Genomic DNA, 26336 nt, shown 5'->3' with positions numbered 1-26336 from the left:
CACGTGGAACATCTATAAGTAATAGTATATTTATATAAAATATTAATATATATAAAAATTTAATAATGAAAATTAAAGATCACTTTTTATCTAATGAAGTGTTTGAAATTAAAGAAACTGAGTATAATAATGTTTTAAAAACTATTAATACACCTGAGGATATATCAAAATACTATGAAAGTGAAAAATATCTATCTCATACTAAAGATCAATCATTAAAAGCTAAGCTATATTTATTAATTCAAAAACTAAATGAAAAGTATAAATTAAAAATTATTACTAAATATAAAACTTCTGGAAAATTGTTAGACTACGGTTGTGGAGATGGAACATTTTTAAAATTTATTCAAAATAGAAATTTTTCTGCTTTAGGTTATGAACCCAACAAAAAAGCTGCAATATCTGCCAAAAATAAAATTGGTCAAAATAATATTATAAATTCAATAGATTATATTGAAAATAATTCTATAGACATTATAACACTTTGGCATGTAATGGAACATATACCTAATCCTGAAGAAATACTTTCAAAATTAAAATTAAAATTAAAAAGTAATGGATATATATTAATAGCAGTTCCCAATTACAAATCATTTGATGCAAAGTTTTATAAAGAATATTGGGCAGCTTGGGATGTACCACGACACATATATCATTATTCAAGACAAGGAGCCATAAATTTTTTTAATAAAAATAAATTTAATGTTATTCACACTTATCCCCTACCCTTCGATAGCTTTTATATTTCTTTACTAAGTGAAAACTATATTAAAAATCCTTTAGGAATTTATAGATTTCCTTTGATTGCTATCTTATCTAACTTAAAAGGAATTAAAGATGGAAATTATTCTTCAGTAATATATATAATAAAAAAATAAAACAATATTCATATATAGTACTATCCGTTGATAATATCAAAATTAATTTAAAATATAATTTTATGGTATCTTAATTATAAATACAATTAAAAAAAATATTAAAATTAATTTAATAAATAGTTACTGAAAGACTATTCCACAGATATCATTTTCAAAAATAGTAAAATATAAAAGTATTACTATAAATATTAAACAATATTTAATTTATTATATTATTTATTAAACATATTTTAATAAAATTATTTACAAAAATTATTAAAAAGATAAAGATTAAATAATATGAATAAATAGGATGATTATTAAATAGCTATACTTGATTTATAAAAAAAATTTAAATATTTATAACAATATAAAAAAGAAGCTTGATGCCTCAAGCTTCTAGTAAATATATATTAAAATAAATGTTAAATTAATCATTAATAATTGCTGCAACTCCGGGTAATTCTCTACCCTCTAATGACTCAAGCATAGCACCACCTCCCGTGGAAACATAGCTTACTTTATCTGTATAATTATTCTGCTTTACAAAAGCTACACTATCTCCTCCTCCAACTAAAGAAAAAGCACCTTTTTTTGTTGCTTCTCCAATAGCATCACCAATAGCTTTAGTACCTACTGCAAAATTTGGCATTTCAAATACTCCTAAAGGTCCATTCCATAATATGGTTTTAGAAGCCATGATAACATCTGAAAATGTTTTAATAGTTTTAGGTCCAACATCTAACCCTTCCCAACCATCAGGGATGTTATTAGTTTCAACAACTTTTCTATTAGCATCATTTGAAAAATTATCACCAATAACAGAATCTTCTGGAATATAAACTTTTACACCTTTTTCGTTAGCTTTTTTTAGTATATCTAAAGCTAATTCTTGTTTATCATCTTCACATATGGATTTACCAATATTACCACCTTGTGCTTTAACAAAAGTATATGTCATTCCACCGCCAATAATTAAATTATCAACAACAGGAAGAATGTTTTCAATAATCGTAATTTTAGAAGAAACTTTAGATCCACCTAATATAGCAGTTACAGGTTTTTCTCCCGTTTTAAGAACTTTTTGAATAGCGTCAAGCTCTTTAGCCATTAAAAGGCCAAAACATTTATTTGAAGGAAAAAATTTAGCTACAATAGCAGTTGAGGCATGAGCACGGTGTGCTGTACCAAAGGCATCATTTACATAAATGTCTCCAAGCGTAGCTAATTGTTTTGCAAAAAATTCATCACCTTGCTCTTCTTCATTATGAAAACGTAGATTTTCTAATAATAAGACTTCTCCAGGTTTAAGATCTGTTGAAGCTTTTTCAGCTTTAGAACCCACACATTCATCAACAAACTTAATAGGTTTACCTAAAACTTTTGAAACGTCATCCACAATATGTTTTAATGAAAATTTATCAATAACCTGACCTTTAGGTCTGCCCAAATGCGTCATTAAAATAACTGAACCTCCATCTTTCAATATTTTATCTATAGTTGACTTAGCAGAAACAATTCTAGTATTATCAGTAACTTTAAGACTTTCATCTTGAGGGACGTTAAAATCAACTCTAATTAATGCTTTTTTTCCATTAAAATTAAAATCATTAACTGTTTTCATAATTTTTATTTATTTTTCTTACAAATATACCTTCATAAAAACGAAAAGAGAAATTTTAATACCTGAATTTTTTCCACATTTAATTATTATTTATATATCTTTTTTTAATTAATTAAATAAAATAATGTATATAATGATAATGTACCTGTTAATATGTTAATAACTTTTAAAAAATGAGTTATTAAAACATTTAAATATAATATTAACAAAATAAATTGTATGTAAAAAATTATATACCAATAATTTAAACCGGTTATTAACAATTTAAAAAGCCTATTGATAACATATTTGTTATTAAAGAAGATGTTATTAAAGTAATAAAAAGGAAAGTAAAAAACACATTAAAAAAGTTTGATAAAATTTGGAAAAGTGTTAAAAATTTATAATTAATAATTAAAGTTATTGAAGCAAAAATTTTTGTTTAAAAATGTTAACAATGGATTAACTTAGGTGTTAATATTGATTTAACCTATTGAAAATTTATGAGTTAAAAATATTTTTTTTAATAATATATTTATAAGTTCATTGATTTACAGTTTATTATGTAATGTATGATGATTATAAAAAAAACTAAGTTATTAACAAGTTTATTAAATTAATAATAATTAAGTATTTACAAATATTTGTTTTATAAAATATTGATAGTAAAATTATTATACATACATAGTATGACTATTTAATTATTAAAAAAGTGAAAAATAGAAGTGTAAAGGACATCAATATTAAAAATTCTAAAGTCATATACATTTTAATTAAGTAAATAAAAATTTAATTATATTTAATCTTTAAATAAATTAATAGTAAAGATTAATAATAAAATAATTTATCATTTTGTAATATATAGCATATAAATTAATGTGATTTTTATTTGAATTTAATGATATATAATTGGTAAAAAGAAAGATAAAATCGTGTTATTTTATAAAAAAATAGTAATTGAAAATAATTCCAAACGCTTAAAAGGAAATTATAGTAAAAGAAAAGTTTGAACCGTAAGGTATAAAATAAAAAAGGTAAATAATAACTATTTACCTTGTAAAAATATTAGATTAAATTTTTATATAAGTTCAATAATTTATTAATGTATGGCGTTGAAAAGATAATTATAAATCATTACTAAAATATATTTAATTTAATATTGGAATTAGGCTAATCTTGAAATGAATATGTATTATCATTCTTCTTTTTGATTTTTTTTATCCATAGAATCTAATTCCTCTAAAACAGGATTAATAGTACTATCCGGGATATCGCTTATCCTAATATACATTAATCCATCTATAGCGTCATTAAATTTAGGATCAACATTAAAAGCTACAACACGAGCATTTTGTTTTAAATATTTTTTAATAAGTACAGGAAGTCTTAAATCAGGTTCAAGCTCATCAATTAGCTTATCAAATTTATTAAGATCGTTATCGGCAGCATCAAAGAATAAATCTTTTTCATTAGATTTAAGATGGACTTTAAATTCATTTTTTGAATGTACATATTGAGCAACATAAGAATCAAAATAATGAGAACGCATAAATTCAACCATTATAGATTTAGAAAAATTTGAAAATTGATTACTTATACTTACACCGCCAACCAAATATTTATATTGAGGATTTCTCAAGCAAACATGTATAATACCTCTCCATAACAATAATAAGGGTAAAGGTTTTTTTTGATATTCACTGGAAATGAATGCCCTGCCCATTTCAATGATTTTTTTAAAGAAAGGATGTATTTCCGAATCATATTCAAAAAGAGATGCAGTATAAAAACCCTTAATTCCATGTTTTTCATAAATTTCTTTTCCCATTCCCATTCGATAAGCACCGGCAATTAATTTATTTTCGTTATCCCATAAAAATAAATGATGATAAATTTGATCGAATTCATCCAAATCAAAAGGTTCATTGGTACCCTCTCCTATTTCTCGAAAACAAATTTCTCTTAATCGACCAATCTCACGTAAGACATTAGGGATTTGTTCAGGTTTAGCTAAATAAACTTCATATTGAGAGGCACTAAAAAGCTCACAATCTATTTCTCTTAAAAGCTCAACTTCTTTTAAAATTAATTCCTTAGATGTCTCTTTAATAATAGGTTTAACTTTGTTGGAATTAGCAGATTTAGTCATTGCTGATACAGAAAGAAACTTTATATTTTTAAAGGGATTTTTAACTGTTGTGTAGAATGATTTAAGCATATATACCTTATTCCTTAAAAAATTACCGTAAGAATTAATATCCGGATATTCATCTTGTTGATTTACTGAAATAGGTTTACCAATACGTATTTTAATAGGATTTTTTCTCTTTCTTACCAATTCTCTTGGTAACATTGCGGTTTGTAAATCCGGGTGTATATTTGACATTTTGTAAAATAATTTACTATTTATGGCATGGAAATATACAGGAATTACCGGAACCTTAGCTTTTTTAAGAAGCTTTAAGGCGCTTTCAACCCATTCTCTATCTTGATATTCTTTTATATTCGGATAATAATGGGAAACTTCTCCGGCTGGAAAAATAATTACACAATGATTGTCTTTTAAAACGCGCAATGTTTCAATAAAACCTTTTTTACTGTCAAAAGTATCTTTTCTAGTCTCAAAAGGATTAACAGGAATAATTACCTTTTTTAAAGGCTCAATTTTTTGCAGTAAAAAGTTAGACATTATTTTAAAATCAGGACGAATTTCTGAAATAATTTTCATTAAAATTATGCCATCTAATCCTCCCAAAGGATGATTGGAAACGATTATGAAAGGTCCTTTTTCAGGAATTCTTTTTAAATCTTCTTCATGAATTTCATAGTTAACTTTTAAATGTTTTAAAACTGCAGTAAGAAATTCATTAGTAGGTAAATCTTTATTTTCAGTACAAAATTTATTAATATGACCAAGTTTTGAAATATTCATAAGGGCCCATGCTATACCCTTTCCAAAAAAGCCATATTTCTTTAAATTTAAAGTATTTTGTATATCCTCTAAGGTGACTAAACTCATATTGTTATTCTTTTACAATTGCTTGGTAAGTTTTTTTACCAATTGTTCTAATAAAACTATTTTTTCCTTTTTTAAAATTATTTCATATATCCTATGAACTATTTGTTACAGTATAGTAGACGCACATTTTCTTCTAATGTTACAATAAAAGAACTTACAAGAATATTCAGTAAAATGTTAATTGAATTAAATTTATCTTTAATAACTATCAAAACTAAAAAATAAGCAATCTTGATCATGCCTATTTTAATATTCAGTTCCGTAATTTGTTTACAAATTATATAAAGAATGTCTTCAGGATTATAAGTAAAATCAACTGGAGAAATAACAGGCAAATGTACATTTAATTTTTGTATGAAACAAGAAACATTCGGATCTCTCTTTGTACCTTTAAAAATACTAATAACTTGATTTTCAGGTTTTAAATATGAAAGAATTAACCATGAAATAGCACTTTTATATAGTAGGATGATTTTCAGTTGAAGTATGAATTCACTAATAAATGATATATCTATAGTTTCTTTATAAGTAAGATATTCTAAAAATTGAGAGTTTTCAACATAATTTAAGTTTCCGTTTATTACCTCCTTAACGTCGTTCCTGATTATGACAACTTTAGAAATTAAATAATAAATAATTATAGTAGCAGGATAGTCTGAAGATTCACTGCCAAGAAATACAGTAAAATAGTTGGAATTTGAATCTGAAAAACCATGAGTTACGTAAGTTTTAAAAATATTACAATTTTCAAAATGTTTATATATAAGTTTACAATCAAGAGTGCCATGTTTATAATTACAGTCAGTTTTTAAATAATTTCTTATATCAATCCAAGTATTAATAATTTTTGAATATTTTAAATAAAAGCTTAGAATTATGGATAAGACTATTTCACCAACGCTTACAATTTGATCATATATGTAGTTAAAATTATCGGATTTATTATTAAATAGTAAGTAACCAAGATTTTTACAAGTATTTTTAATACCCTTAAGAACATCCTTAAAATACGTAAAAATTTTTTTTACTTTTTCATAATGTATCTCCCCTATACTATCTAAGATTTTTTTATAAAATTCTTTTTTTTGTAAATAGGTTTGAATAATATCTTCTAATGAGTTGGAAGATTTATTCATGGCCGAAATAACAATAATTGTTGAATAGTATTCGGTCTGGTTCAAATCTTTTAAAATATAACGTACATTTTTTATGTTTTGTACAAAAGCACCTCCAAATTTATAAACTTTCATAAATGATAGTTATATATTTTCAATATTTAAGAAAACATATTTTTTCCAAAAATATATTTTGTGAAAAAATAATTTTTACAAGGAGGAAATTCACATATTAGTTGACTTAAAATTTATATTATAATGATAAACAGTACGATAAGTATTTTAAATATTAAAAAACCGTCAACAAATATATGACAAATCTGTATATTACTTATAAATTACGATCAAAAATCAATATATTTGGAACATTCAAAAAAACTAAATATATAAAATATGAAATTGAAGAGCTCACAGACTTTAGGCGAATTTATAATTGATAAACAGGCAGATTTTAAATATTCTTCAGGCGAGTTATCACGTCTTTTAGGAGCAATAAGATTAGCCAGTAAAGTTGTTAATCAGCAAGTTAATAAAGCTGGGCTCGTTGATATTATTGGGGCAATTGGAAATCAAAATATACAAGGAGAAGAGCAGCAAAAGTTAGATGTATTTGCCAATGATATGTTTATTGGAGCCCTAAAAAATCGAGAAGTGGTTTGCGGAATTGCCTCTGAAGAAAATGAAGACTTTATAAGTATAAAGTCTAAAGATGATGCACATAATAGTAAATATGTTGTATTAATAGATCCTTTAGATGGATCTTCCAATATAGATGTTAATGTAAATGTTGGAACTATTTTTTCAATTTACAGAAGAATATCAGAAGATGGACCGGTTACACTAGAAGATTTTTTACAACCCGGAAATAAACAGGTAGCAGCAGGATATATAGTTTATGGTTCATCCACCATGCTTGTGTACACAACAGGAAATGGAGTAAATGGTTTTACATTAGACCCGGCGTTAGGAGTTTTTTATCTCTCACATCCTAATATAAAAATACCTGAAGATGGAAAAATATATTCAGTAAATGAAGGAAATTATCTTAAATTTCCCCAAGGAATAAAAAATTATATAAAATATTGTCAAGAAGAAAAGGAAAATAGACCTTACACATCTCGTTATATTGGATCTTTAGTATCCGATTTTCATAGGAATTTGTTGAAAGGAGGTATTTATATATATCCATCCTATTCACAAGCTCCTAAAGGGAAGTTGCGATTGTTATATGAATGTAATCCAATGGCATTCCTAGCAGAACAGGCAGGAGGAAGTGCTAGCGATGGATTTACACGTATACTGGATTTGAATCCTGTAGAATTGCATGAAAGAACTCCATTTGTTTGTGGTTCTAAGAAAATGGTTGAAAAAGTAGAAAAATTTATGAAAGATGCCCAAGAGCAGTAATGATCTATATAAATTTATTTTAAAAAAATTTAATCAACTTACCGTAAATGAATTGTATAATTTATTACGTTTAAGAAATGAAGTTTTTATTGTCGAGCAAAAATGTCCTTATCAGGATTTAGACAATAAAGATTATAAAGCACATCATTTATTGATATATAAAGAAGAGAAATTAGTTGCTTATTCCAGGATTTTTCCTGAAAAAGTTTCATTTAATGAAGCTTCTATTGGAAGAATTATTGTTTGTAAGGAATTACGTTCAACAGGTCTCGGAAAAATTCTAATGAAAAAATCCATAGAATCATTGTTTGCTATTCATGGAGAACAACCTATAAGAATTGGTGCTCAATTTTATGCAGTTCCATTTTACAAAAAATTTGGATTTGAAACCGATGGAGATATTTATCTCGAAGATCATATTGAGCATATAGAGATGATAAGGAAAATATACTAATTTTTATATAAAGGAAAAAAATTAAAGGCTGATAAATAATATTATCAGCCTTTATTAATTTTATAAAATTGATTATTTATTTTAATGGATCGGAAGGCAATAATTTGTTATTATTATTTGTATTATTATCCTCTTCAATAATCGTATTTTCCTTCTTAATCTTACGGTTTTTGTCAAAACTGTAAGACAATTTAATATAATACAATTGATCACTATCTCTACTATAATAATTAGTTTTTAAATTAAAGTTATTAATATCTGAATTAAATTTTGTAGGACCCAATATATTTTGAACACCCAAAGAGGCTTTAATAGTTTTATTATTAAAAGATCTGGAAAGTTCTATATTCGAATAACGGAAGGGTTTATAGGATTTGTAAATTTCAAAATATCCTTTATCTGTACTAGATAAAAAGAAAGTTGTTAATTTAATATCTTTAGGAAGTATTAATTGAGCATATATTACATAAAACCACATAGGTTTCACTTTATCTAAATAAGGATAATCGCTAACTTTATAATAGTTGTACATTCCATAAAGGTATATGAAGTTCATTTTATCCATATTCATAGGCTCGTCAAAGAATTTTTTACCCATGGTAACCAGTTTGAAAGGTATAGGAATACCTACCCATACATTATAATTTTTCATGCCGGTAAAAGTACGGGTGGTTTGATTTACGGTCAATGAATTATCTTCTGTTTCGTAATACATCAAATTTATATTCTTAGAATATGTATAGTTAAAAGATATTTTCAAGTACCGCCATGCACTTAAAGAAACTTCATAATTATCGTAATAATCAGGTTTAAGATGTAAGTTTCCTTCTGAAGTATTGAATTCATCATAATAATTAGTCAAATTAGGATCCATATTAGAATAAGAAGGAGGTAACATACTTTTCCTATATGTAGCATTAAAATCTAGAGTAGGATTGAATTTATATAACAAACTAAAAGAAGGGAAAAACTTTTCAAATGTGTACTTAACATTTTGATCTTTATTTTTCACTTTATTTTTAAATTCTAAATTTTCATAACGAACTCCGGCGGTTAGATCAAGCTTGTCAAATTTTTTGCTCATCTCTCCATATACTGCATATTGATTTTCATCATAAATAAAATCTCTAAATGAATTATAATTCGGGTTATCCAGTATAGATGAAGAAGTATTTAAAAGATTATATTTTCCATAACTGGTATATTTAGTATGAGAATACTTTCCACCCGTGTTCATTTTTATTCCCACCTTATTAAGTGAAAATTCAAAATTTGGGTTAATTTGAAAATAATCTGATTTATAATCAATATCATTTACAGAATATTTATCGACCCCATCATTATTTTGAACGCTATTATTATTAGAAGTTTTATCAAAATGTTTATAAGATGCCGTTATATCAAATAAATTTCCTAACGTATCCATCTTAACCTTATATTTTGTAATTAATTCATGATTGGTGTTATTCTCAGAATATTTTGAATTATTTAAAAGATTAATAGGTTCAATATCATTAGAGCTCAAAGATTCACCTGTATAATGGTTATTATTGGCAGTATAACTTAGATTATAATTAATCAATAAATTACTGTTTTTATTAAAGCGAATATTTGAAGAAGGTCTGAAATAATAAAAACGGTTGTATTTATTTTCAATATTTTTTTGATCAAAAATGATAGAAGGAGTAAATGAAGTAAATTCTCTTTTATAATAAGTGGTTTTTTCATTTTCCCTATAATTAAATCCACTATTTAACTGTAAGGACACATTTTTCAAACGACTATTTAAGCTTATAGAAGGAGATACTCGATTATTCTTATTAAATTGATAATTTAATGAAGCTGATCCGTTTATTCCTCGTAATGCCCGACCATTAGTAATAATATTTATAATACCTCCTCCTGTTTTTGCATCATATGATGCACCTGGATTAGATATGATTTCGATTTTTTCAATAGCATTAGTGGGTAAACTTTGTAATAAATTTTCTAAGTCCCCTCCGGTTAATCCGGTAGGTACATCATCGATATAAATAGTCATTGACTTACCATTTACGGTAAGATTTCCACCATAACCTTTAATTACTCCGGGAAGTTTTGTTAATGTTTCTTGAGCACTTCCGCCGGAAAGTAAATCATTATCTTTTATCGTATAAGTAGTCTTGTTAGCTTCTAATTTTATTAGGTTCTTACGTTTTCTGGTAACTGTTACACCCTCGATTTCTTTTTCAGAAGTTATGGATGGTTTGCGAATTTCATGATTTATTTCAGGATAGGTACGTGTCAGATAAATTTCACCTAAATATAATGTGTCCTTACTTTGTTCAGTAATATTAAAGTTAAGATATTGTGATTCGTATTCAGGTACTGAGATATAAATACGAAAATTCCCTGGAATTTTAGTTATAGCATAACTGTTGAAACACTTAGTTGAAGTCAAACTTTTTAGGTCCTTAAAACCAGAACTCTTTTCATATTGAAATATAAAATTTTTCTGTAATTTAACATCAAGACAGGAATTTTTTTCTTTATCAATAACTTTAAAAGCTATTATAACTTTTGACTGAGCAAAACCTAACAAAGGAATAATCATTAAAGATAAACGAATAACAGATCTAATCATAAACAGAATTTGGCAGAATAATTTTTAAATCATTAGTATCATTTGATATTAATTATGTTACGTTAAATGTTGTAAAATATTAAATCATAATTAAAAAATTTTTTCAAATGTACTAACTAAATTTGTTATACTAAACCAACACATATAACTTCATGAGTTTATAAGTATTCAATAAATAATATTATTACTGATTAATATTTGTAAATTTGACATTAATTGATTTAAAAAATTTATTGAATAGAAAAAAACATATAATAATAATGAAATTAATAACATATTATTTTAATATTTTTTTATAATTTTAATTTTCCCAATCTGCAATTTATAAATGGTATGTATTTTAACTAACATTAGAATTTTGATTAAAATTTTTAAAGAGAAATACGTAAAAATAAAGTAGAAAGCATTTTATAAAATATAGAAATGATTTATCTTGAAAACTCAATAACTTCCAAGTTTTGTATAGTTTCTTGATTTATTTCAAATCTCAACATAGTTCTAACTTTGTGAAATCCATAGATACCTATAGCACCCGGATTCATATGAAGCAAATGAAGCTTTTTATCATGGATAACTTTTAAAATGTGTGAATGACCGCAAATAAAAAGTTTGGGAGGGTTTGTTTTTATTTCTTCACGTATAATAGTAGCATATTTACCCGGGTAACCGCCTATATGAGTCATCCATACATCCACTTTTTCACAAAAAAACCTAAGATTAAGCGGAAATTCTTTACGAATTACTGTATCATCAATATTTCCATAGACTGCTCTAAATATTGGGACAGCTTTTTTTAAAATTTCAGAAACCTTTAAATTTCCAATATCACCTGCATGCCATACTTCGTCAGCTTGAGAAGCATATTCCAATATTCGATCATCAATATAGGAATGAGTATCGGAAAGCAATAATATTTTTCTCACTATTTTTGTAGTAAATTTACAATAAAATTGCGTTATTTCATTCAATTTTCATACGATGGTACTCAATATTTCGGTTATCAGAGGCAACCCAAACACATATCAGTACAAGAAAAATTAGAATCAGCATTAGGCAGATTGCTTAGAAAAGAAATAAAAACGACAGGTGCAGGCAGGACTGATACGGGAGTTCATGCATCCAAAATGTTTGCACATTTTAATTTGGAAGAAGATATACCAGACCAATTGGTTAGAAAATTAAATTCTTTATTACCTTCGGATATATCCGTAAAATCTATATTCCGTGTTAAAGATTCAGCACATGCACGTTTCGATGCAATTGAAAGAATTTATAAATATAGAATATCTATTCAAAAAAATCCTTTTAAGCAACATTTCCACGCACAATTTCTTTTCTATGAATTCGATGTAGATATGATGAATAGGGCCGCCCAAGTATTATTTGAATATAAAGATTTTACTAGTTTTTCTAAATTACATTCGGATAATAAAACTAATGATTGTTATATTTACCAAGCAGAATGGAGAAAATATGAGGATGAATTAGTATTTACAATTTCTGCCAATAGATTTTTAAGAAATATGGTTAGAGCAATAGTAGGAACTTTAATGGATGTAGGTAGAGGAAAAATTGATGAAAAAGAATTTAGAAGCATAATTGAAAAAAAAGACCGTAAATTTGCTTCTACTTCTGCACCGGCAAAAGGGCTTACTTTAGTGAACGTTAACTATCCTCAGGACATCTATTATGGAACATAAAAAAGAAAAAAACGTAAAAACAGGTCAAGCACTTTCTCGATTAATGAAATTGGGAAGCAATTATCCTGTGTGGTTTTATTCTACTATTTTTATTGCGTTAGCTTTAGCCTATGTTTCCTCTTATCGTCCGGTAATAATAAGTCATACAATAGATGTGGATATCATTAAAAATAAAAATTTTTCAAGTTTATATCATTCCCTATTGCTTATATTTTTATTAATGTCAGTTGAAGTTGTTTTACAATTTTTTTTAGTCTATGCCTCTAACTTTGTTGCTCAGAATGTGATTCGTAGCTTACGAATAAAATTATATAAAAAGATCATTTATTTTAAATCTTCTTTTTTTGATAAAACCTCTTTGGGAATATTAGTCACTCGATCTGTATCAGATATTGAAACTATCTCAACTATCTACACTGATGGAATATTAATGGTTTTAGGAGATATTCTCCGTATTATTTTTGTAGTAGTTACTATGTATTGGATAAACTGGAAGCTGGCAACCATAGCATTATTCATCTTTCCCATTATGATTGTTATTACCCGAATATTTCAAAAAGCCATAAAAAAAGCATTTTCAGAAGAAAGAAACCAAACATCCAATCAAAATAGCTTTGTACAGGAAAGGTTATCTGGAATGACCCTCGTTCAAGTATTCAACCAACAGAGAAAAGAATATAACAACTTTTATCAAATTAATCAGAAATTAGAAAAAGCATATCTTAAAACAGTTTTTTATTTTTCACTTTTCTTTCCTGCTGTAGATATCATAACCGGTATTGCCATTGGTGTTATGATATGGTATGCAGGTTATAACGCTTTAACTGTACATAATATATCACCGGGCGTAGTTATTGCTTTTACCACCTCTTATGTTAATATGCTTGTGAGACCCATGAGGCAAATAGCTGATCGTTTTAATACCATTCAAAGAGGTATTGTCGGAGCTGAAAGGGTATTCACCGTTTTAGATTCTAATCATGAAATATCGAATAAAGGAATCATAAAAAAAGATAGCATTAAAGGAGATATCATTTTTGATCATGTATCCTTTTCTTATGTAAAAGGAGAAAATGTTCTAAAAAACCTTTCTTTTACGGTTTCCAGTGGTGAAAAAGTAGCAATTGTAGGAGCTACCGGAGCAGGAAAATCTACCATTATAAATTTATTAAGCCGATTTTATGAAATTTCCCAAGGGAGTATATATATTGACGGAACCAATATAAAATCGTATGATTTGCATAATTTACGCTCACATATCGCTGTAGTATTACAAGATGTTTTTTTATTTAATGATACTATTTTGGAAAATATCACTTTTGGAAATAAGGATATTACCCTTGAAGAAGTAAGAAAAGCTGCCAAAGAAATACAAATAGATGATTTTATAATGAGTCTTCCTAATGGTTACGGTTATGAAGTGAGTGAACGTGGTGCTTCCATCTCTTTAGGCCAACGACAACTTATTTCCTTTTTACGTGCTTACTTGTATAATCCTTCTATTTTAGTATTAGATGAAGCTACATCTTCCATAGATACTAAATCAGAGGAATTAATACAAAAAGCAACCGATAAAATTACTCAAAATCGTACTTCCATTATAATTGCTCACCGTTTAGCCACCATACAGAATTCGGACCAAATCATTGTTTTGGATCATGGTAAGATTGTTGAAATAGGAAATCATAATTCATTGTTACAACAAAATGGGTATTACAGAAAACTTTACGAGGCCCAGTTTTCGCACACAACGAATTGAAAACTCATATTAAAGTACTATTCTTATACTATAAATTTATGTTCATAACAAAATATATATACCTCATAATTCAGCAGGTAAATTAAGAAACTCAATTATGATTTATTTTTATTGTAATAAGAACTATTATAATCGTACATTAAAAAACAAAATTAGAATAAGCATAATTAAGATATTTTTTATCTATACGTATAGTTATATATCTATAATCTTTAATTTTAACAATTAATAGAATAATTATAAATAAATTTATATTAATAATTATATTTTTAGAATGTGTAAGCATATATGAAATAAGCGTAAAATACATTTATAAAATTGTTAAATTTGTTGTATAAACAAAAAATATGAAAGAGTTACAACGAACCATTGAAAAAGTTTGGAATGACCGCGCATTATTATCGGATAAAGAATATCAAAAAGCAATTCGAGAAGTTATTGAATTGTTAGATTTAGGAAAACTAAGAGTAGCACAGCCTTTAGAAGATGGAAAATGGCAAGTAAATGAATGGATTAAAAAAGCTGTGGTATTATATTTTCCTATACAAAAAATGGAAACCTACGAAGTAGGTATATTTGAATATCATGATAAAATTCCATTGAAAACAGGATACGCAGAAAAAGGAGTTCGTGTAGTACCCCATGCAGTAGCAAGAAAAGGAGCATACATTTCAAGTGGAGCTATTCTTATGCCCTCTTACGTTAATATTGGTGCTTATGTAGATGAAGGTACTATGGTGGATACTTGGGCAACTGTTGGAAGTTGTGCACAAATAGGTAAAAATGTACACTTAAGCGGAGGCGTTGGTATTGGAGGAGTTTTGGAGCCTTTACAAGCGGCGCCGGTTATTATTGGAAATAATTGTTTTATCGGTTCACGTTGTATTGTGGTAGAAGGAGTACACGTTGATGATGAAGCTGTATTAGGAGCAAACGTTACCTTGACTTCTTCAACTAAAATTATTGATGTTTCAGGAAACGAACCTAAAGAATATCGAGGTTATATTCCACCTCGTTCAGTAGTTATTCCCGGCTCCATAACTAAAAAATTCCCGGCAGGAGAATACAATGTAAATTGTGCGTTGATAATAGGAACCAGAAAAGAAAGTACAGATAAGAAAACATCATTAAATGATGCTCTTAGAGAGCATAACGTATCTGTTTAGATATATCAGTATAGTGAAAGCGTTATTAATACAATATAACAATATGGGAGAGGTTCTACTCTCCAGTGTAATTTCTAATAATCTTAAGAAAATCTATCCGGATATTAAGATAGATTTTCTTTGTTATAAAAAATATATTGGAGTTATTCAAAGAAACCCAAATATTGATCGTATAATATCCATAGATACGGAACATATACGTTCCGTGCTTTTCGTGTATAAATATATTCAGTTAGTAAGAAGTGAAAAATATGACATACTTATTGACATGTCGCAGAATTTTAATAGTATCTTGCTAACTCTTTTTTCAAAAGCAAAGAAAAAATATAGTTTTTTTAGACCTTTCTTGGATAAATTATATGATAAAACCGTCTCAAAGGTAGAAGAACCGATAACTCAAACGTGCATCTTACTGGAAAATCGTTTAGTAATTTTACAAGAATTTCTAAAAGATAATCCTATACCGATTGATCCATTAGCTAAAATATATCTTGCAGAAGATGAAATTGAAGACGCAAAAGAAAAAATGATGAATGCGGGCATATATTTTAAACGTCCTGTTATTATGCTCGGTGTTTTGGGTTCAAACATTCATAATACTTGGACCGTTGGTAATATGGCAAAACTTATAGATTTTATATGGGCAAATTATAGAGCAGATCTATTATTTACCTATTTGCCTTCACAGTACAAGCAAGTAAATGAGCTTCTTTCTTTATTAAATTCCAATACCAAAGTATTTGTTCAACCCGTAGGAAAAACAATACGTGAATATGCTGCTTTTATGCAGAATTGTACTTTATTTATTGGAAATAGCAGTAGATTTGTTATTACTGCAAAAGCTCTGCAGAAACCTACTTTCACAATTTATCCACCATATATCAGTAGAAAGGATATTGCCTGTTATGAAAATACTAATTTACACCAAAGCGTTCATTTACATGATTTTTCACCCAGACTTTATGAAGACTTTTATCAAAATGAATTAAAAAATGACTCGTCTAAATTTTACTTGATGCTGTCTAATGAATTTGTGATATTGAAGGTAAAATCATTCTTAAAAGATCATTTAATTACTTTTAATAAAATAAAATAATAAACAGAGCCATCCTATTATCAATAACAAACCGCCAATTGGAGTTATGGGACCTAAAATACGTAAATTGATATTCCAATATTCAGAAAAGGCTAAAAAATAAATACTAAAAGAGAATAAAAATGTACCTATAATCATTCCCCATCCTGCCCATTTTTCCAAACCGGAAGTAAACGACAGAGAAAAGCCAAGAACTAAAAGAGCCAAGGCATGATACATTTGATATTTAACTCCTGTTTCGAAGCTTATTAATTTTTCAGCTGAAAGCATTTTTTTTAAAGCATGGGCACCAAATGCTCCTAGAATAATGGAAACTAATCCATAAAATGCCCCGGCAATAAGTACAATATTTTTCATATTTTAATAGTATTTAATTTTCCAATATATATCTGGTTATATAATCTTTTTCTAAGCTCCAACCTCTAGCCGGAGAATATTCGCGTCCGTAAAAAATAATTTGAATATGTAATAGGTTCCATAGCTCCTTAGGAAATAACCGTTTAGCATCTTTTTCAGTTTGTTCGACATTTTTGCCGTTTGTTAGCTTCCATAATTTCATAAGTCTGTGAATGTGAGTATCCACCGGAAATGCAGGATGTCCAAAACCTTGGCTCATGACAACTGAAGCTGTTTTATGACCAACTCCGGGTAAGGCTTCTAATTCCTCAAAACTTTCAGGAACTTCTCCATTATATTTTTCAACCAAAATTTTTGACAACTTATGTATGTTCCTAGATTTAGTATTTGATAAGCCTATTTCTTTTATATATTCTTTAATTTCCCATACCGGCAATTCTGCCATTTTAAAAGCATTAGGAGCTATTTTATAAAGTGAAGGTGTTACCTCATTAACTTTCTTATCTGTAGTTTGAGCAGAAAGTAAAACGGAAATTAATAAAGTAAATACATCCTGATAGACCAAAGGAGCTATAGGATTTGGATAAAGTCTTCTTAGCTCTGTCATAATATAATTTACCTTTTCCTTTTGTTTCATCAAGTCAAATAATTGGTGGTTAAAAGTAGTGAATAATATAGTTTAATTTTTTATATTAAATATAATTAATTTTTACAATATATATCCAACACACCTAATTTTCTTAACTTAATAAAAATAGTCAAAAATTAATTATATGCAATTTTCTATTATTTCATCATCCATTGTTTAGGCGTTATGCCATACTTTTTTTTAAATGCCTCTATAAAATGACTGGGATTTTCATAACCTAAATCATAAGCGATTTCTTGTACTTGTTTAACCCTTAAATTTAATTTTTCTTTGCCGATTTCCAATTTTGTATCCAATATGAAGTGAGAGATGGATTTTCCATAAATCTTTTTAAAACCTTCTTTAATTTTGTATTCACTTAAATTAGTGTTTTCAGATAATTCTTTTAAGGTGGGAGGAGAAGCTATATTTTCCATTAAAGTTTCTTTTATTTCATAAATCTTACGAATGAATTTTTCATCTTTTACAGGTAAGTTGTATGAAGAATGGGAATTATTTAATGAAAAGTAGTAGAGTAAAAATTCATGTAATTTCAATGTTAAATAGTGATTTTCAAAATCTTGATCTAAGTTAAAATCTTCCAGTTGAGATATAATTAGCTTTTCTTGGATGCTTAACGGTTTTTCATGATAAAATTTAACGTAATTGTTTTGAATAAGTAAGGGGAGTTTATCTTTATATTTGGAGAATATTTCTTCAAGTTTTTGTATAGCAATTACGAAAATGACCAATTTTGATTTTTTCGATAAGCTGATATTAATGGGAATATCTATTTCAGGATGAAAAATAAGTAAGGAGTTACCTTCATTCATTACTCGTAAAGATTTATTTTTAAAATGAAAGGATGCTCTCCCTTTAGTACACATATAAAATTGCACAAACCGTTTGCCTACCGGTTTGGAAATTGTATCAGTTAAGACAGTATAATTATCTATCTGAGCCATATATATATCTGATCCAATTTTATTTTCTCTAATTCTACTTTTAAAGGTATTTTTTAAATCCATTAATAAATTCTTTAAATATCAATTTCTATACACAAAACTATGATATTTATCATGTTAATTTTCTATTTAGATTAGTTCTAAAATTATTAAAATTTACTTTTACAGGTATTTTTTTATAAATATAGGTATTTTCTCTATGTATGTACTCATAAATTTGCTCCAACAAAAAATATGAAAAAACTTCAGCCTAAAAATATTAAAGAGTTTTATGCAATAAGTTTGAGCTATGTAAAGGCAGATACAAAAATTAGAGGAAAATATAGTTTTTTTCCGGAGTTTGTAGAAGACTTCTCCAATAAAATCAACGCCCTTTCCAATACTCAAATTTTTGTTTTATCTACTTGTAACAGAACAGAATTATATTTTCAAACAGAAAATTTACATCATGTAATTGAAGTATTTTGTAAGCAAATAAATGTTGTTTCAAATGAGTTCAGAAAATATATAATTGTATATAAAGGAAAAGAAGCCATTAAACATTTCTTAAGAGTTTCCGCCGGTTTAGAAAGTCAAATAATAGGTGATTTTGAAATTATATCTCAAATAAAAACCTGGTTTAAAAGATTCAAAAAATGTAATTGTACTAATTCTTTTTTAGAAAGATTAATTAATACAGGCATTCAAGCATCAAAAAAAATTAAATGTACTACCTCAATAAGTAATGGTGCTACTTCGATGTCTTATGCTGCAGTACATTATATTTTAAAAAATTTCAACCAAATTTCAGAAAAAAAAATAGTCTTGATTGGTACAGGAAAAATCGGAAAAAATACTTGTGAAAATTTAGTTAAACATATAGATAATCCAAATATAACATTAGTTAACAGAACCTATTCAAAAGCTCAGGAAATAGCTCATTCATTCAATCTTAATGTAGAAAATTATGATCAGATGCTTGAACAGGTTAATAATTCAGATATTGTCATTGTAGCTACAGGAGCTTCAAGTCCCATAATCACTAAAAAAGATTTATACACTAAGAAGCCGATTACTTTAATAGATTTATCCATACCCTCCAATGTTTGTTTATCAGTAAACGAATTCAATCATGTGACTCTTTTAAATGTAGATGATTTATCCCGAAAAATCAATGAAACTTTAGAACAAAGAAATAAAGAAATCCCTAAAGCAGAAGGTATAATAGAAAAAATGATGATTGAATTTATAATTTGGTCTGAAAACAGAAAATATGCACCGATAATTCATGCTTTCAAATCAGATTTGGAGAGAATAAAAGAACAACAAATTAAAACGTTAAAAAAAGATCAGATGTTCATTTCTGAAAAAGAAACAGAATTATCAAATCGTTTAGTCCAAAAAATCACCAACAGACTAGCTAACTATCTTATTACTAATCCAGAAAAAGCAGATGATACCATAAATTTATTTAAGGAAATGTTTCAACTGCAAGTATCAAAATTATAAAATATTTATGAGCCTTATTCGTATTGGAACACGTAATAGCCCATTAGCAATGTGGCAAGCGTTAGAAGTGGAAAATAAAATTAGGGAATTAGGTTACCAAACAGAGATTATACCGATTACTTCATGTGGAGACAAGAATCTTACTCAGCCTTTGTATCAAATGGATATTATAGGTGTTTTTACAAGAGATTTGGATATTGCACTTTTAAATGATAAAATAGATGTTGCAGTGCATAGTCTTAAGGATGTACCAACCTTATTACCGAAAGGGATATTTTTGTCTGCAGTATTAGAGAGAGACTATGAAGCGGATATATTAGTTAGAAATCCAAACAAATGGGATAAAAAAGGATGCTATAAAAATTTATATTTAGGTACAGGCAGTTTAAGAAGGAGAGCTTTTTGGAAAGCCAAATTTCCAGAAGTTACTTTTGGAAATATACGTGGAAATGTACAAACCAGATTATCAAAATTGGAATCCGAAGGCTTTGATGGAACTATTTTTTCATTGGCAGGAATAAAGAGACTGGGTTTATCTTTGGATTACGAACTATTGGACTTTATTATACCTGCACCAGCACAAGGTGTAGTTGGAGTTACCTCAATGGACAAAAATAAAGAGTTAACAGAATTATTAAGAAAGATCAATCATAAAGATACACAAATATGTATAGAAATAGAAAGAGATTTTTTAAACAAGATTGAAGGGGGATGTACCGCGCCAATAGGAGCTTTAGCTAGAATTGAAAATAATCATATTATTTTCAAAGCAGGAATAGTATCTTTAGACGGGAATAAAAAAATTCTTCTTCACGAAACATTTACCATTGCAGAATCTTCAGGAAAAGGTAGCATACTTGCGTTAAAAGCAAAGAAAATGGGTGCAGAAGAAATAATAAACGAAATAAAAGCCTATAGAGAGTAGTAGCTTAATTATTTATTCTTTAATTCTGCCATTCGTACAGCAACAACTCCCGCTTCAACACCTTTATTACCTAATTTTCCTCCACTTCGATCTAAAGATTGTTGTACATGATCGTCTGTAAGTACGCAAAATACAACCGGAGTTTCCATATGAGTATTCAAATAGGTAACCCCATCCGTAACCGTTTTACATACATAATCAAAGTGAGCCGTTTCCCCTCTTATAACGCACCCTATAACAATAATGGCATCATATATTTTCTTTTTACAAAGTTTTGTTGCCGCATATACTAATTCAACCGAGCCGGGCACAAATATAGAATCAATTTCAGAGTTTTTAGCACCTAAATCATGTAAAGTATCGACAGCGCCTTTGTGCAAGTTATGAGTAACTTCAGAGTTCCAATCTGAAACAACAATACCGAAACGGTAAGCACCGGCATTGGGTAGATTTTCTTTATTATATATGGATAAGTTTGTTGTTGCCATTATTGTTTTCCTGTTATGTATTTAAGTCTTTCAATATATGCTTCTACTTCTCCGGAAGCATCTATATCCGGGAATTTATCTTTAATATTCTGAAAAAATTCTAAAGCTTTCTCATTTTGATTTAAAGACATAGCCAAAATACCTGCTTTTTTGCTGAATTGATAAACAGTTGCAGCATTAGAACTTTCGTTAACTGCTTGAGTCATATAATTCAATGCTTCTTCTGTATTATTAAGTTCGGCATAAGCATCTGCAATGGCACCATATTTAACAGCTTTTAAATCTTTATCTGAAGTATCGAATTTGTTAAAATGTTCTAATGCTTTTTGATAGTTACCTTTTTTAAATTCGGTTATTCCTGCATATAAATGAGCGAACTTACCTGCTTTAGTAGAGCCATATTCTTCAGCAATGTCTATAAAACCAGAAATACCACTGGACTTTCCACCCAATGCCTGATCTGTTTTTCCCTCGTCATATAAATTTTCAGCATCTACCATTAAATCGGAAGCCTCAATATTTTTTGGAATTACTACATAATTATCATAAATAACATATCCTAAAACAGCGATAATTACAATAGCAAAAAAAATACCTATAGGTTTTGCATATTTTTGTATGAATCTCTCACCATCTATGGCAGAAGTATTTAAAGAATCTAAAATTTCTTTAGTTCCATAATTGTGCTTTACTTTATGTTTCGACATGTGCCTAAATATGTTTTTTAGTGCGCTAAAATAGGTATTTATAAATTGAAATCCAAATTTTTAATTATATCGCAATCTAAGTAGGTTTTGAATTTTTTACGTGATATTTGCATGGCACCTAGTTGTTCCAGATAAGAAGAATAAATTTGACAATCAATAATTTTATACTGATAAGAATATTTTTGGGCAAAATAGGTAAATCCACATTTGGAAGCATTGCTGATCTTAGAAAACATACTTTCCCCACAAAATACGGTAAGCAAATCAATACCATAAAATCCTCCCACTAAATCATTGTTTTTCCAAACCTCAACGCTTTTTGCCAGTCCCATTTCATGTAAAGTACAATAAGCGTTGATCATTTCTTCAGTGATCCAGGTTCCTGTTTGGCCAGTTCTTTTAATGGAGGCACAGTACTTTACAACTTCAGGAAAACATTGATTTTCCGTAAAATAGAAATATTTTTGATTTAGTAATTTTTTTGTCGATTTGGAAATTTTCAGATCTTTTGGATAAAGTACAAAACGAGGATCAGGAGACCACCATTGTATGATTTCATTAGGATTATACCAAGGAAAAATCCCGGATTTATAGGCTAAAAGTAATCTTTCTGGAGATAAATCTCCTCCTATAGCGAGAAGGCCGCTTTCATCGGCCTTAAAAATATCTGGAAATTCTAATTTTTGAGTTAACCAAATCATATTTATTAAAAAAGCACCCGTTTAGAGGTGCTCGAATAATTTTGAAATATATAAATATTTAATTTATTTAAAACGGTAAATCATCATCGTCTTCTTCTTGCATAGTAGGAGCGGGTGATGCAGGAGATACATGAGCGTAAGGTGGTACCATAGGATTTTCTTGTCCCATTCCAGATGAAATAGGTATTAATTTTTCTATTCTCCAGCCTGTAATGCTGTTAAAATATTTAGTTTCCCCTTGTGGATTTACCCATTCACGTCCTCTAATGTTAATAGATACTCTCACATCATCACCTACATTAAAAGAATTAATGATATCTACCCGATCTCCTAAAAGCTCGATTAATATATGCTGAGGATATTGTTCTTCCGTAGTTATTACTACTTCTCTTTTTCTAAATCCGCTATCAAATGTTTGAATATCTGATATTAATTTTATTCTTCCTGCTATTTCCATATCTACTTTTTTAGTTTAAAATACAAAAATAAAAAATTATTTTCAGCGGAAAAAAAGATATTCCTGTATAATCGTCAAAATGAAATGTATATGTTTTTTATATATAATGTACTTAAAAACACATGTATTTATATTTTTATCTATTAATTAAAAAAATTTTTTTATATCCTGATGAAAAAATCTGCAGACAGTACGTCAGATCAGGATCCAAAAGATCCTTAAAACGGGTATTTGCTCACACTTATAATTTTTCATGTGAGTTTGGCTTTAATATCAGGCGTTATGTTTATATAGGGGAAAGTAACCATTATTAATTATTCACTATGAAAAATGTCTAGGTAATTTTATAAAACTATATAATTTACTTATTTGAGTTCCGATAATTTCTTTTAATAATTCTAATTTTTCTAAACTATAGGCAAAAACATTAGATTTTTGTATAACTTGTTCCACTTTAGAAACTCTAATTACAAGATTTTTTACAAATAAGCCCTATTTATTGTTCATCAATAGCTTTGCCTTTAAACAATTGAATTTTAGTATTTGTTTCTCTTTGTAGATGTAAAATATTCTCAAAAGTATTTATCCCACTCTTACAAGTTTCAATTACTCTAACTAAAAAAAATTAAACCATTGATTTTTGTTTATTGTGATTTTGTACTCTTAATAAATTAACATAATAAAACTCTATATCTTTCAAAAAAATCTGAAAGATATAATATAAGTCTTTTAAGAATTCCTTTGCTAACCCAATATATAGTAATTAATAATCAACCCATCCTACCATTACCATCTAAAAAAGGGGATATAGTTTCAAATTTATAATGAATTAAAGCTATCTTTATAAGATCAGGCAGATAATTGAATAAATCGTTTTTAAAATTTTCTAAATCAAATATTAATTTCGGAACCGAAGTAGGTACAGGAGGGATAAAAGTATAATCATTTATACTTGCTCCAACTATCCAGTTTTGACTTTTTATAAATTATCCGAGAATTTTGTTTGCTCCCCTTGCCCCTTGTAATAATATTTTATAAGTCATTTTATAATCTTGAATAAAATGATAATTTTTCTAATAACATGATTGCATTATTCATCGCTTTGAGATAGTTTTGAACTTCCTCCCAATCATTCCTTTTTTATACTGAAATTTCATCTTTATTTTTATTAAGAAAGGCTTTCTCAATTTTGTTTGATTGGGTAGATTCTTAAACTATATGCATGCAAATAAAAAGATCAATATTAACATGTTCAGAATGCATATATAATCTATACAGTTACCTATTAGCCTTACTGAGAAGATTTAAAAAATGATCTAGTTTTTATGTATTAAATTAGGCTGAAAACTTTTTTTGTTGGTTTATCCACCAGCCAATAACATGTTCGTGATCGTGTTCACATAGTAGGGCTAGAAAAATGTTATTGATCAATCCATTATCACTGTATTAGTACATCTATTATATTTAAGGTTATTTTCTTTGTTTAGGCGTATGATTAGGTAAATAAGATTTATAATAAGCTTTAATATTTAATTGGCAATAAATAGGGCTCTATTTCCTTTATTTGTATATATTTAAGAATATTTAGTTGCTAGCCGTAGTTGCTAGCCGATAAAAAATACTAGCTAACCTCCATTCTTTTTTGTAGTCATCAATCGGTTAACGCAAAATGTACATTTCTTTAAAAAGAAATATTATCTGTATTTTTTACCAAGTTTTTTATTTATAAGCTTTTCAAGTTTTTTTATTGAATAAAAAAACATCTTGTATTCTTGCTGCCTTATCTGTGTTCTTATAAAATGAAAGGATCCCTATATAGGGATCCTTTCATTTTATAAATTAAAAAATAGTATTTATTTTATTTTTTGATCCATTAATTGCATAAATTGATCTAATTTCGGAAGAATTACAATTTCAGTTCTTCTATTAACCGCTTTATTTTCAGGATTAGTATTAGGTACTTTCGGTTGATATTCACCATGTCCACCGGCAAGTAATCTGGCAGGGTCAACGGCAAATTTAGTTTGTAAAAGTTTAACAACCGAAGTCGCTCTCATAGCACTCAGATCCCAGTTATCTCTTATGCAGCCTGAAGCTGAATTTTTAAATGGGTCATTATCAGTATACCCTTGAACTTGTACATCATAATCTTTATAGTCATTGATAATTTTAGCTACTTTTTCCAATACATTTTCTGCAGTAGGAAGTACATCATAACTACCGGATTTATATAGCATTTTGTCTGACAAAGAGATAAACACAACCCCTTTTTGAACCTGAACATCTACATCACTGTCATTTAAATTATCTAAAGAACGTTTTAATTTATTGGACAAAGCAAGATTTAGAGAGTCATTTTTTGCTCGAGCTTCTGTTAAACGCTTAATATATGCATTAGATTCATTAATTTGACCAATTAATTTGTCAATATTAACAGTTCCGGCTTTGCCGGTAGCCATACAATCAGCTAAGTTTTGCTGTAAAACATCATTTTGCTTATGTATCAGATTCATCTGTTCTTCTAAGGATTTGTTTCTCTCTTTTAAAGAAGTAATCGTACGATCTTTTTCAACATTTCTTTCTAAACAAGATTCATAATTAGCTTTTGCCTGTTCAAATTCTTTTCTACTCACACAAGACATTGCTAATAAACCAATGGAAGATAGCAATACTAATTTAATAATTTTCATATCTATTATGTACATTTTATTTAAATATCTGTTAAAATAATCAATCAAAAGCAGCCCTAAATAAGGCTGCTCATATAAATTTTAATGGTAAAAATAGTAAATTAAATTTAAAAATGGTATAAATACCGATA

At 27.7% G+C, this 26336-nt stretch carries 23 protein-coding genes; 9 read left to right on the top strand and 14 right to left on the bottom strand.

Annotated elements, in window-relative coordinates; genetic code table 11:
• The first annotated feature begins 65 nt into the window (after window positions 1-65).
• Complete coding sequence (locus ASC36_RS05820) at window positions 66-878, top strand: class I SAM-dependent methyltransferase (protein ID WP_055425553.1); 813 nt, start codon at window positions 66-68, stop codon at window positions 876-878.
• Between the two features lie 409 nt (window positions 879-1287).
• On the opposite strand, the gene ASC36_RS05815 is transcribed toward ASC36_RS05820, so the two are convergent.
• The 3 genes from ASC36_RS05815 to ASC36_RS05805 form a co-directional block, all read right to left on the bottom strand.
• Entirely contained in the window at window positions 1288-2481 is a 1194-nt protein-coding gene (locus ASC36_RS05815) for a phosphoglycerate kinase (RefSeq protein WP_055425552.1), read from the bottom strand.
• 1174 nt (window positions 2482-3655) lie between these two features.
• Window positions 3656-5479: a lysophospholipid acyltransferase family protein gene (locus tag ASC36_RS05810; protein ID WP_055425551.1), complete on the bottom strand. Its 1824-nt coding sequence runs from the start codon at window positions 5477-5479 to the stop codon at window positions 3656-3658.
• A 98-nt stretch (window positions 5480-5577) separates the two neighbouring features.
• Window positions 5578-6729, bottom strand: coding sequence for an amino acid kinase family protein (locus ASC36_RS05805; RefSeq protein WP_055425550.1), 1152 nt, complete (start codon window positions 6727-6729; stop codon window positions 5578-5580).
• Window positions 6730-6987: 258 nt separating this feature from the next.
• Here ASC36_RS05805 and fbp point away from each other — a divergent pair, with 258 nt between their 5' ends.
• Window positions 6988-8001 (top strand): class 1 fructose-bisphosphatase, encoded by a 1014-nt coding sequence (gene fbp / locus ASC36_RS05800; protein WP_055425549.1) that lies wholly within the window; start codon window positions 6988-6990, stop codon window positions 7999-8001.
• Window positions 7985-8455 (top strand): GNAT family N-acetyltransferase, encoded by a 471-nt coding sequence (locus ASC36_RS05795; RefSeq protein ID WP_055425548.1) that lies wholly within the window; start codon window positions 7985-7987, stop codon window positions 8453-8455. The genes fbp and ASC36_RS05795 overlap by 17 nt, the downstream gene beginning before the upstream one ends.
• A 76-nt stretch (window positions 8456-8531) precedes the next feature.
• Here ASC36_RS05795 and ASC36_RS05790 read toward each other — a convergent pair whose 3' ends face one another.
• Complete coding sequence (locus ASC36_RS05790) at window positions 8532-11078, bottom strand: TonB-dependent receptor domain-containing protein (RefSeq protein WP_055425547.1); 2547 nt, start codon at window positions 11076-11078, stop codon at window positions 8532-8534.
• Window positions 11079-11506: 428 nt separating this feature from the next.
• Window positions 11507-12001 carry a metallophosphoesterase family protein gene (locus tag ASC36_RS05785; RefSeq protein WP_055425546.1) on the bottom strand — a complete coding sequence of 165 codons (495 nt, stop codon included), beginning with the start codon at window positions 11999-12001 and terminating at the stop codon, window positions 11507-11509.
• A gap of 27 nt (window positions 12002-12028) precedes the next feature.
• Between ASC36_RS05785 and truA the strand changes: the two genes are divergently transcribed.
• From truA to ASC36_RS05765, 4 genes are all read left to right on the top strand, one after another.
• On the top strand, window positions 12029-12778 hold the full coding sequence (gene truA, locus ASC36_RS05780) for a tRNA pseudouridine(38-40) synthase TruA (protein ID WP_055425545.1): 750 nt from the start codon (window positions 12029-12031) through the stop codon (window positions 12776-12778).
• The gene (locus ASC36_RS05775) at window positions 12768-14537 is read left to right on the top strand and encodes an ABC transporter ATP-binding protein (RefSeq protein WP_055425544.1); all 1770 of its coding nucleotides are present in this window, start codon (window positions 12768-12770) and stop codon (window positions 14535-14537) included. The genes truA and ASC36_RS05775 overlap by 11 nt, the downstream gene beginning before the upstream one ends.
• Before the next feature lie 347 nt (window positions 14538-14884).
• Complete coding sequence (locus ASC36_RS05770; protein ID WP_055425543.1) at window positions 14885-15703, top strand: 2,3,4,5-tetrahydropyridine-2,6-dicarboxylate N-succinyltransferase; 819 nt, start codon at window positions 14885-14887, stop codon at window positions 15701-15703.
• 13 nt (window positions 15704-15716) lie between these two features.
• Window positions 15717-16799, top strand: coding sequence for a glycosyltransferase family 9 protein (locus tag ASC36_RS05765; RefSeq protein WP_167336871.1), 1083 nt, complete (start codon window positions 15717-15719; stop codon window positions 16797-16799).
• Here the strand turns inward: ASC36_RS05765 and ASC36_RS05760 are convergent.
• The 3 genes from ASC36_RS05760 to ASC36_RS05750 all read right to left on the bottom strand — a co-directional run bounded on the left by ASC36_RS05760 (window position 16773) and on the right by ASC36_RS05750 (window position 18812).
• Complete coding sequence (locus ASC36_RS05760; RefSeq protein ID WP_055425541.1) at window positions 16773-17156, bottom strand: DUF423 domain-containing protein; 384 nt, start codon at window positions 17154-17156, stop codon at window positions 16773-16775. The genes ASC36_RS05765 and ASC36_RS05760 overlap by 27 nt on opposite strands.
• 13 nt (window positions 17157-17169) lie before the next feature.
• Window positions 17170-17793 (bottom strand): endonuclease III, encoded by a 624-nt coding sequence (gene nth, locus ASC36_RS05755; RefSeq protein ID WP_055425540.1) that lies wholly within the window; start codon window positions 17791-17793, stop codon window positions 17170-17172.
• A 149-nt stretch (window positions 17794-17942) separates the two neighbouring features.
• Window positions 17943-18812: a helix-turn-helix domain-containing protein gene (locus ASC36_RS05750; protein WP_055425539.1), complete on the bottom strand. Its 870-nt coding sequence runs from the start codon at window positions 18810-18812 to the stop codon at window positions 17943-17945.
• Window positions 18813-18983: 171 nt separating this feature from the next.
• Here ASC36_RS05750 and hemA point away from each other — a divergent pair, with 171 nt between their 5' ends.
• Window positions 18984-20237 carry a glutamyl-tRNA reductase gene (gene hemA, locus ASC36_RS05745; protein ID WP_055425538.1) on the top strand — a complete coding sequence of 418 codons (1254 nt, stop codon included), beginning with the start codon at window positions 18984-18986 and terminating at the stop codon, window positions 20235-20237.
• Window positions 20238-20244: 7 nt separating this feature from the next.
• Window positions 20245-21162 (top strand): hydroxymethylbilane synthase, encoded by a 918-nt coding sequence (hemC, locus tag ASC36_RS05740; RefSeq protein ID WP_055425537.1) that lies wholly within the window; start codon window positions 20245-20247, stop codon window positions 21160-21162.
• Window positions 21163-21170: 8 nt separating this feature from the next.
• Here hemC and ribH read toward each other — a convergent pair whose 3' ends face one another.
• From ribH to ASC36_RS05715, 6 genes are all read right to left on the bottom strand, one after another.
• A complete protein-coding gene (gene ribH, locus ASC36_RS05735) occupies window positions 21171-21650 on the bottom strand; it encodes a 6,7-dimethyl-8-ribityllumazine synthase (RefSeq protein ID WP_055425536.1) in 480 nt (159 codons plus the stop codon).
• Window positions 21650-22357 carry a tetratricopeptide repeat protein gene (locus ASC36_RS05730; protein WP_055425535.1) on the bottom strand — a complete coding sequence of 236 codons (708 nt, stop codon included), beginning with the start codon at window positions 22355-22357 and terminating at the stop codon, window positions 21650-21652. The genes ribH and ASC36_RS05730 overlap by 1 nt, the downstream gene beginning before the upstream one ends.
• 38 nt (window positions 22358-22395) lie before the next feature.
• On the bottom strand, window positions 22396-23058 hold the full coding sequence (gene aat, locus ASC36_RS05725; RefSeq protein WP_055425534.1) for a leucyl/phenylalanyl-tRNA--protein transferase: 663 nt from the start codon (window positions 23056-23058) through the stop codon (window positions 22396-22398).
• A gap of 67 nt (window positions 23059-23125) precedes the next feature.
• Window positions 23126-23515, bottom strand: a complete 390-nt coding sequence (locus ASC36_RS05720) for a DUF3127 domain-containing protein (protein WP_055425533.1) — start codon at window positions 23513-23515, stop codon at window positions 23126-23128.
• A 770-nt stretch (window positions 23516-24285) separates the two neighbouring features.
• On the bottom strand, window positions 24286-24414 hold the full coding sequence (locus tag ASC36_RS11060; protein ID WP_245630750.1) for a Fic family protein: 129 nt from the start codon (window positions 24412-24414) through the stop codon (window positions 24286-24288).
• Window positions 24415-25368: 954 nt separating this feature from the next.
• Entirely contained in the window at window positions 25369-26205 is an 837-nt protein-coding gene (locus tag ASC36_RS05715; protein ID WP_055425598.1) for an OmpA/MotB family protein, read from the bottom strand.
• Window positions 26206-26336 lie beyond the last annotated feature (131 nt).

Source organism: Apibacter mensalis, assembly GCF_001418685.1.
Taxonomy (GTDB): Bacteria; Bacteroidota; Bacteroidia; order Flavobacteriales; family Weeksellaceae; genus Apibacter; species Apibacter mensalis.
The sequence above is the reverse complement of the archived record's forward strand: the minus strand, read 5'-3'. Positions and strand labels throughout refer to the sequence as shown.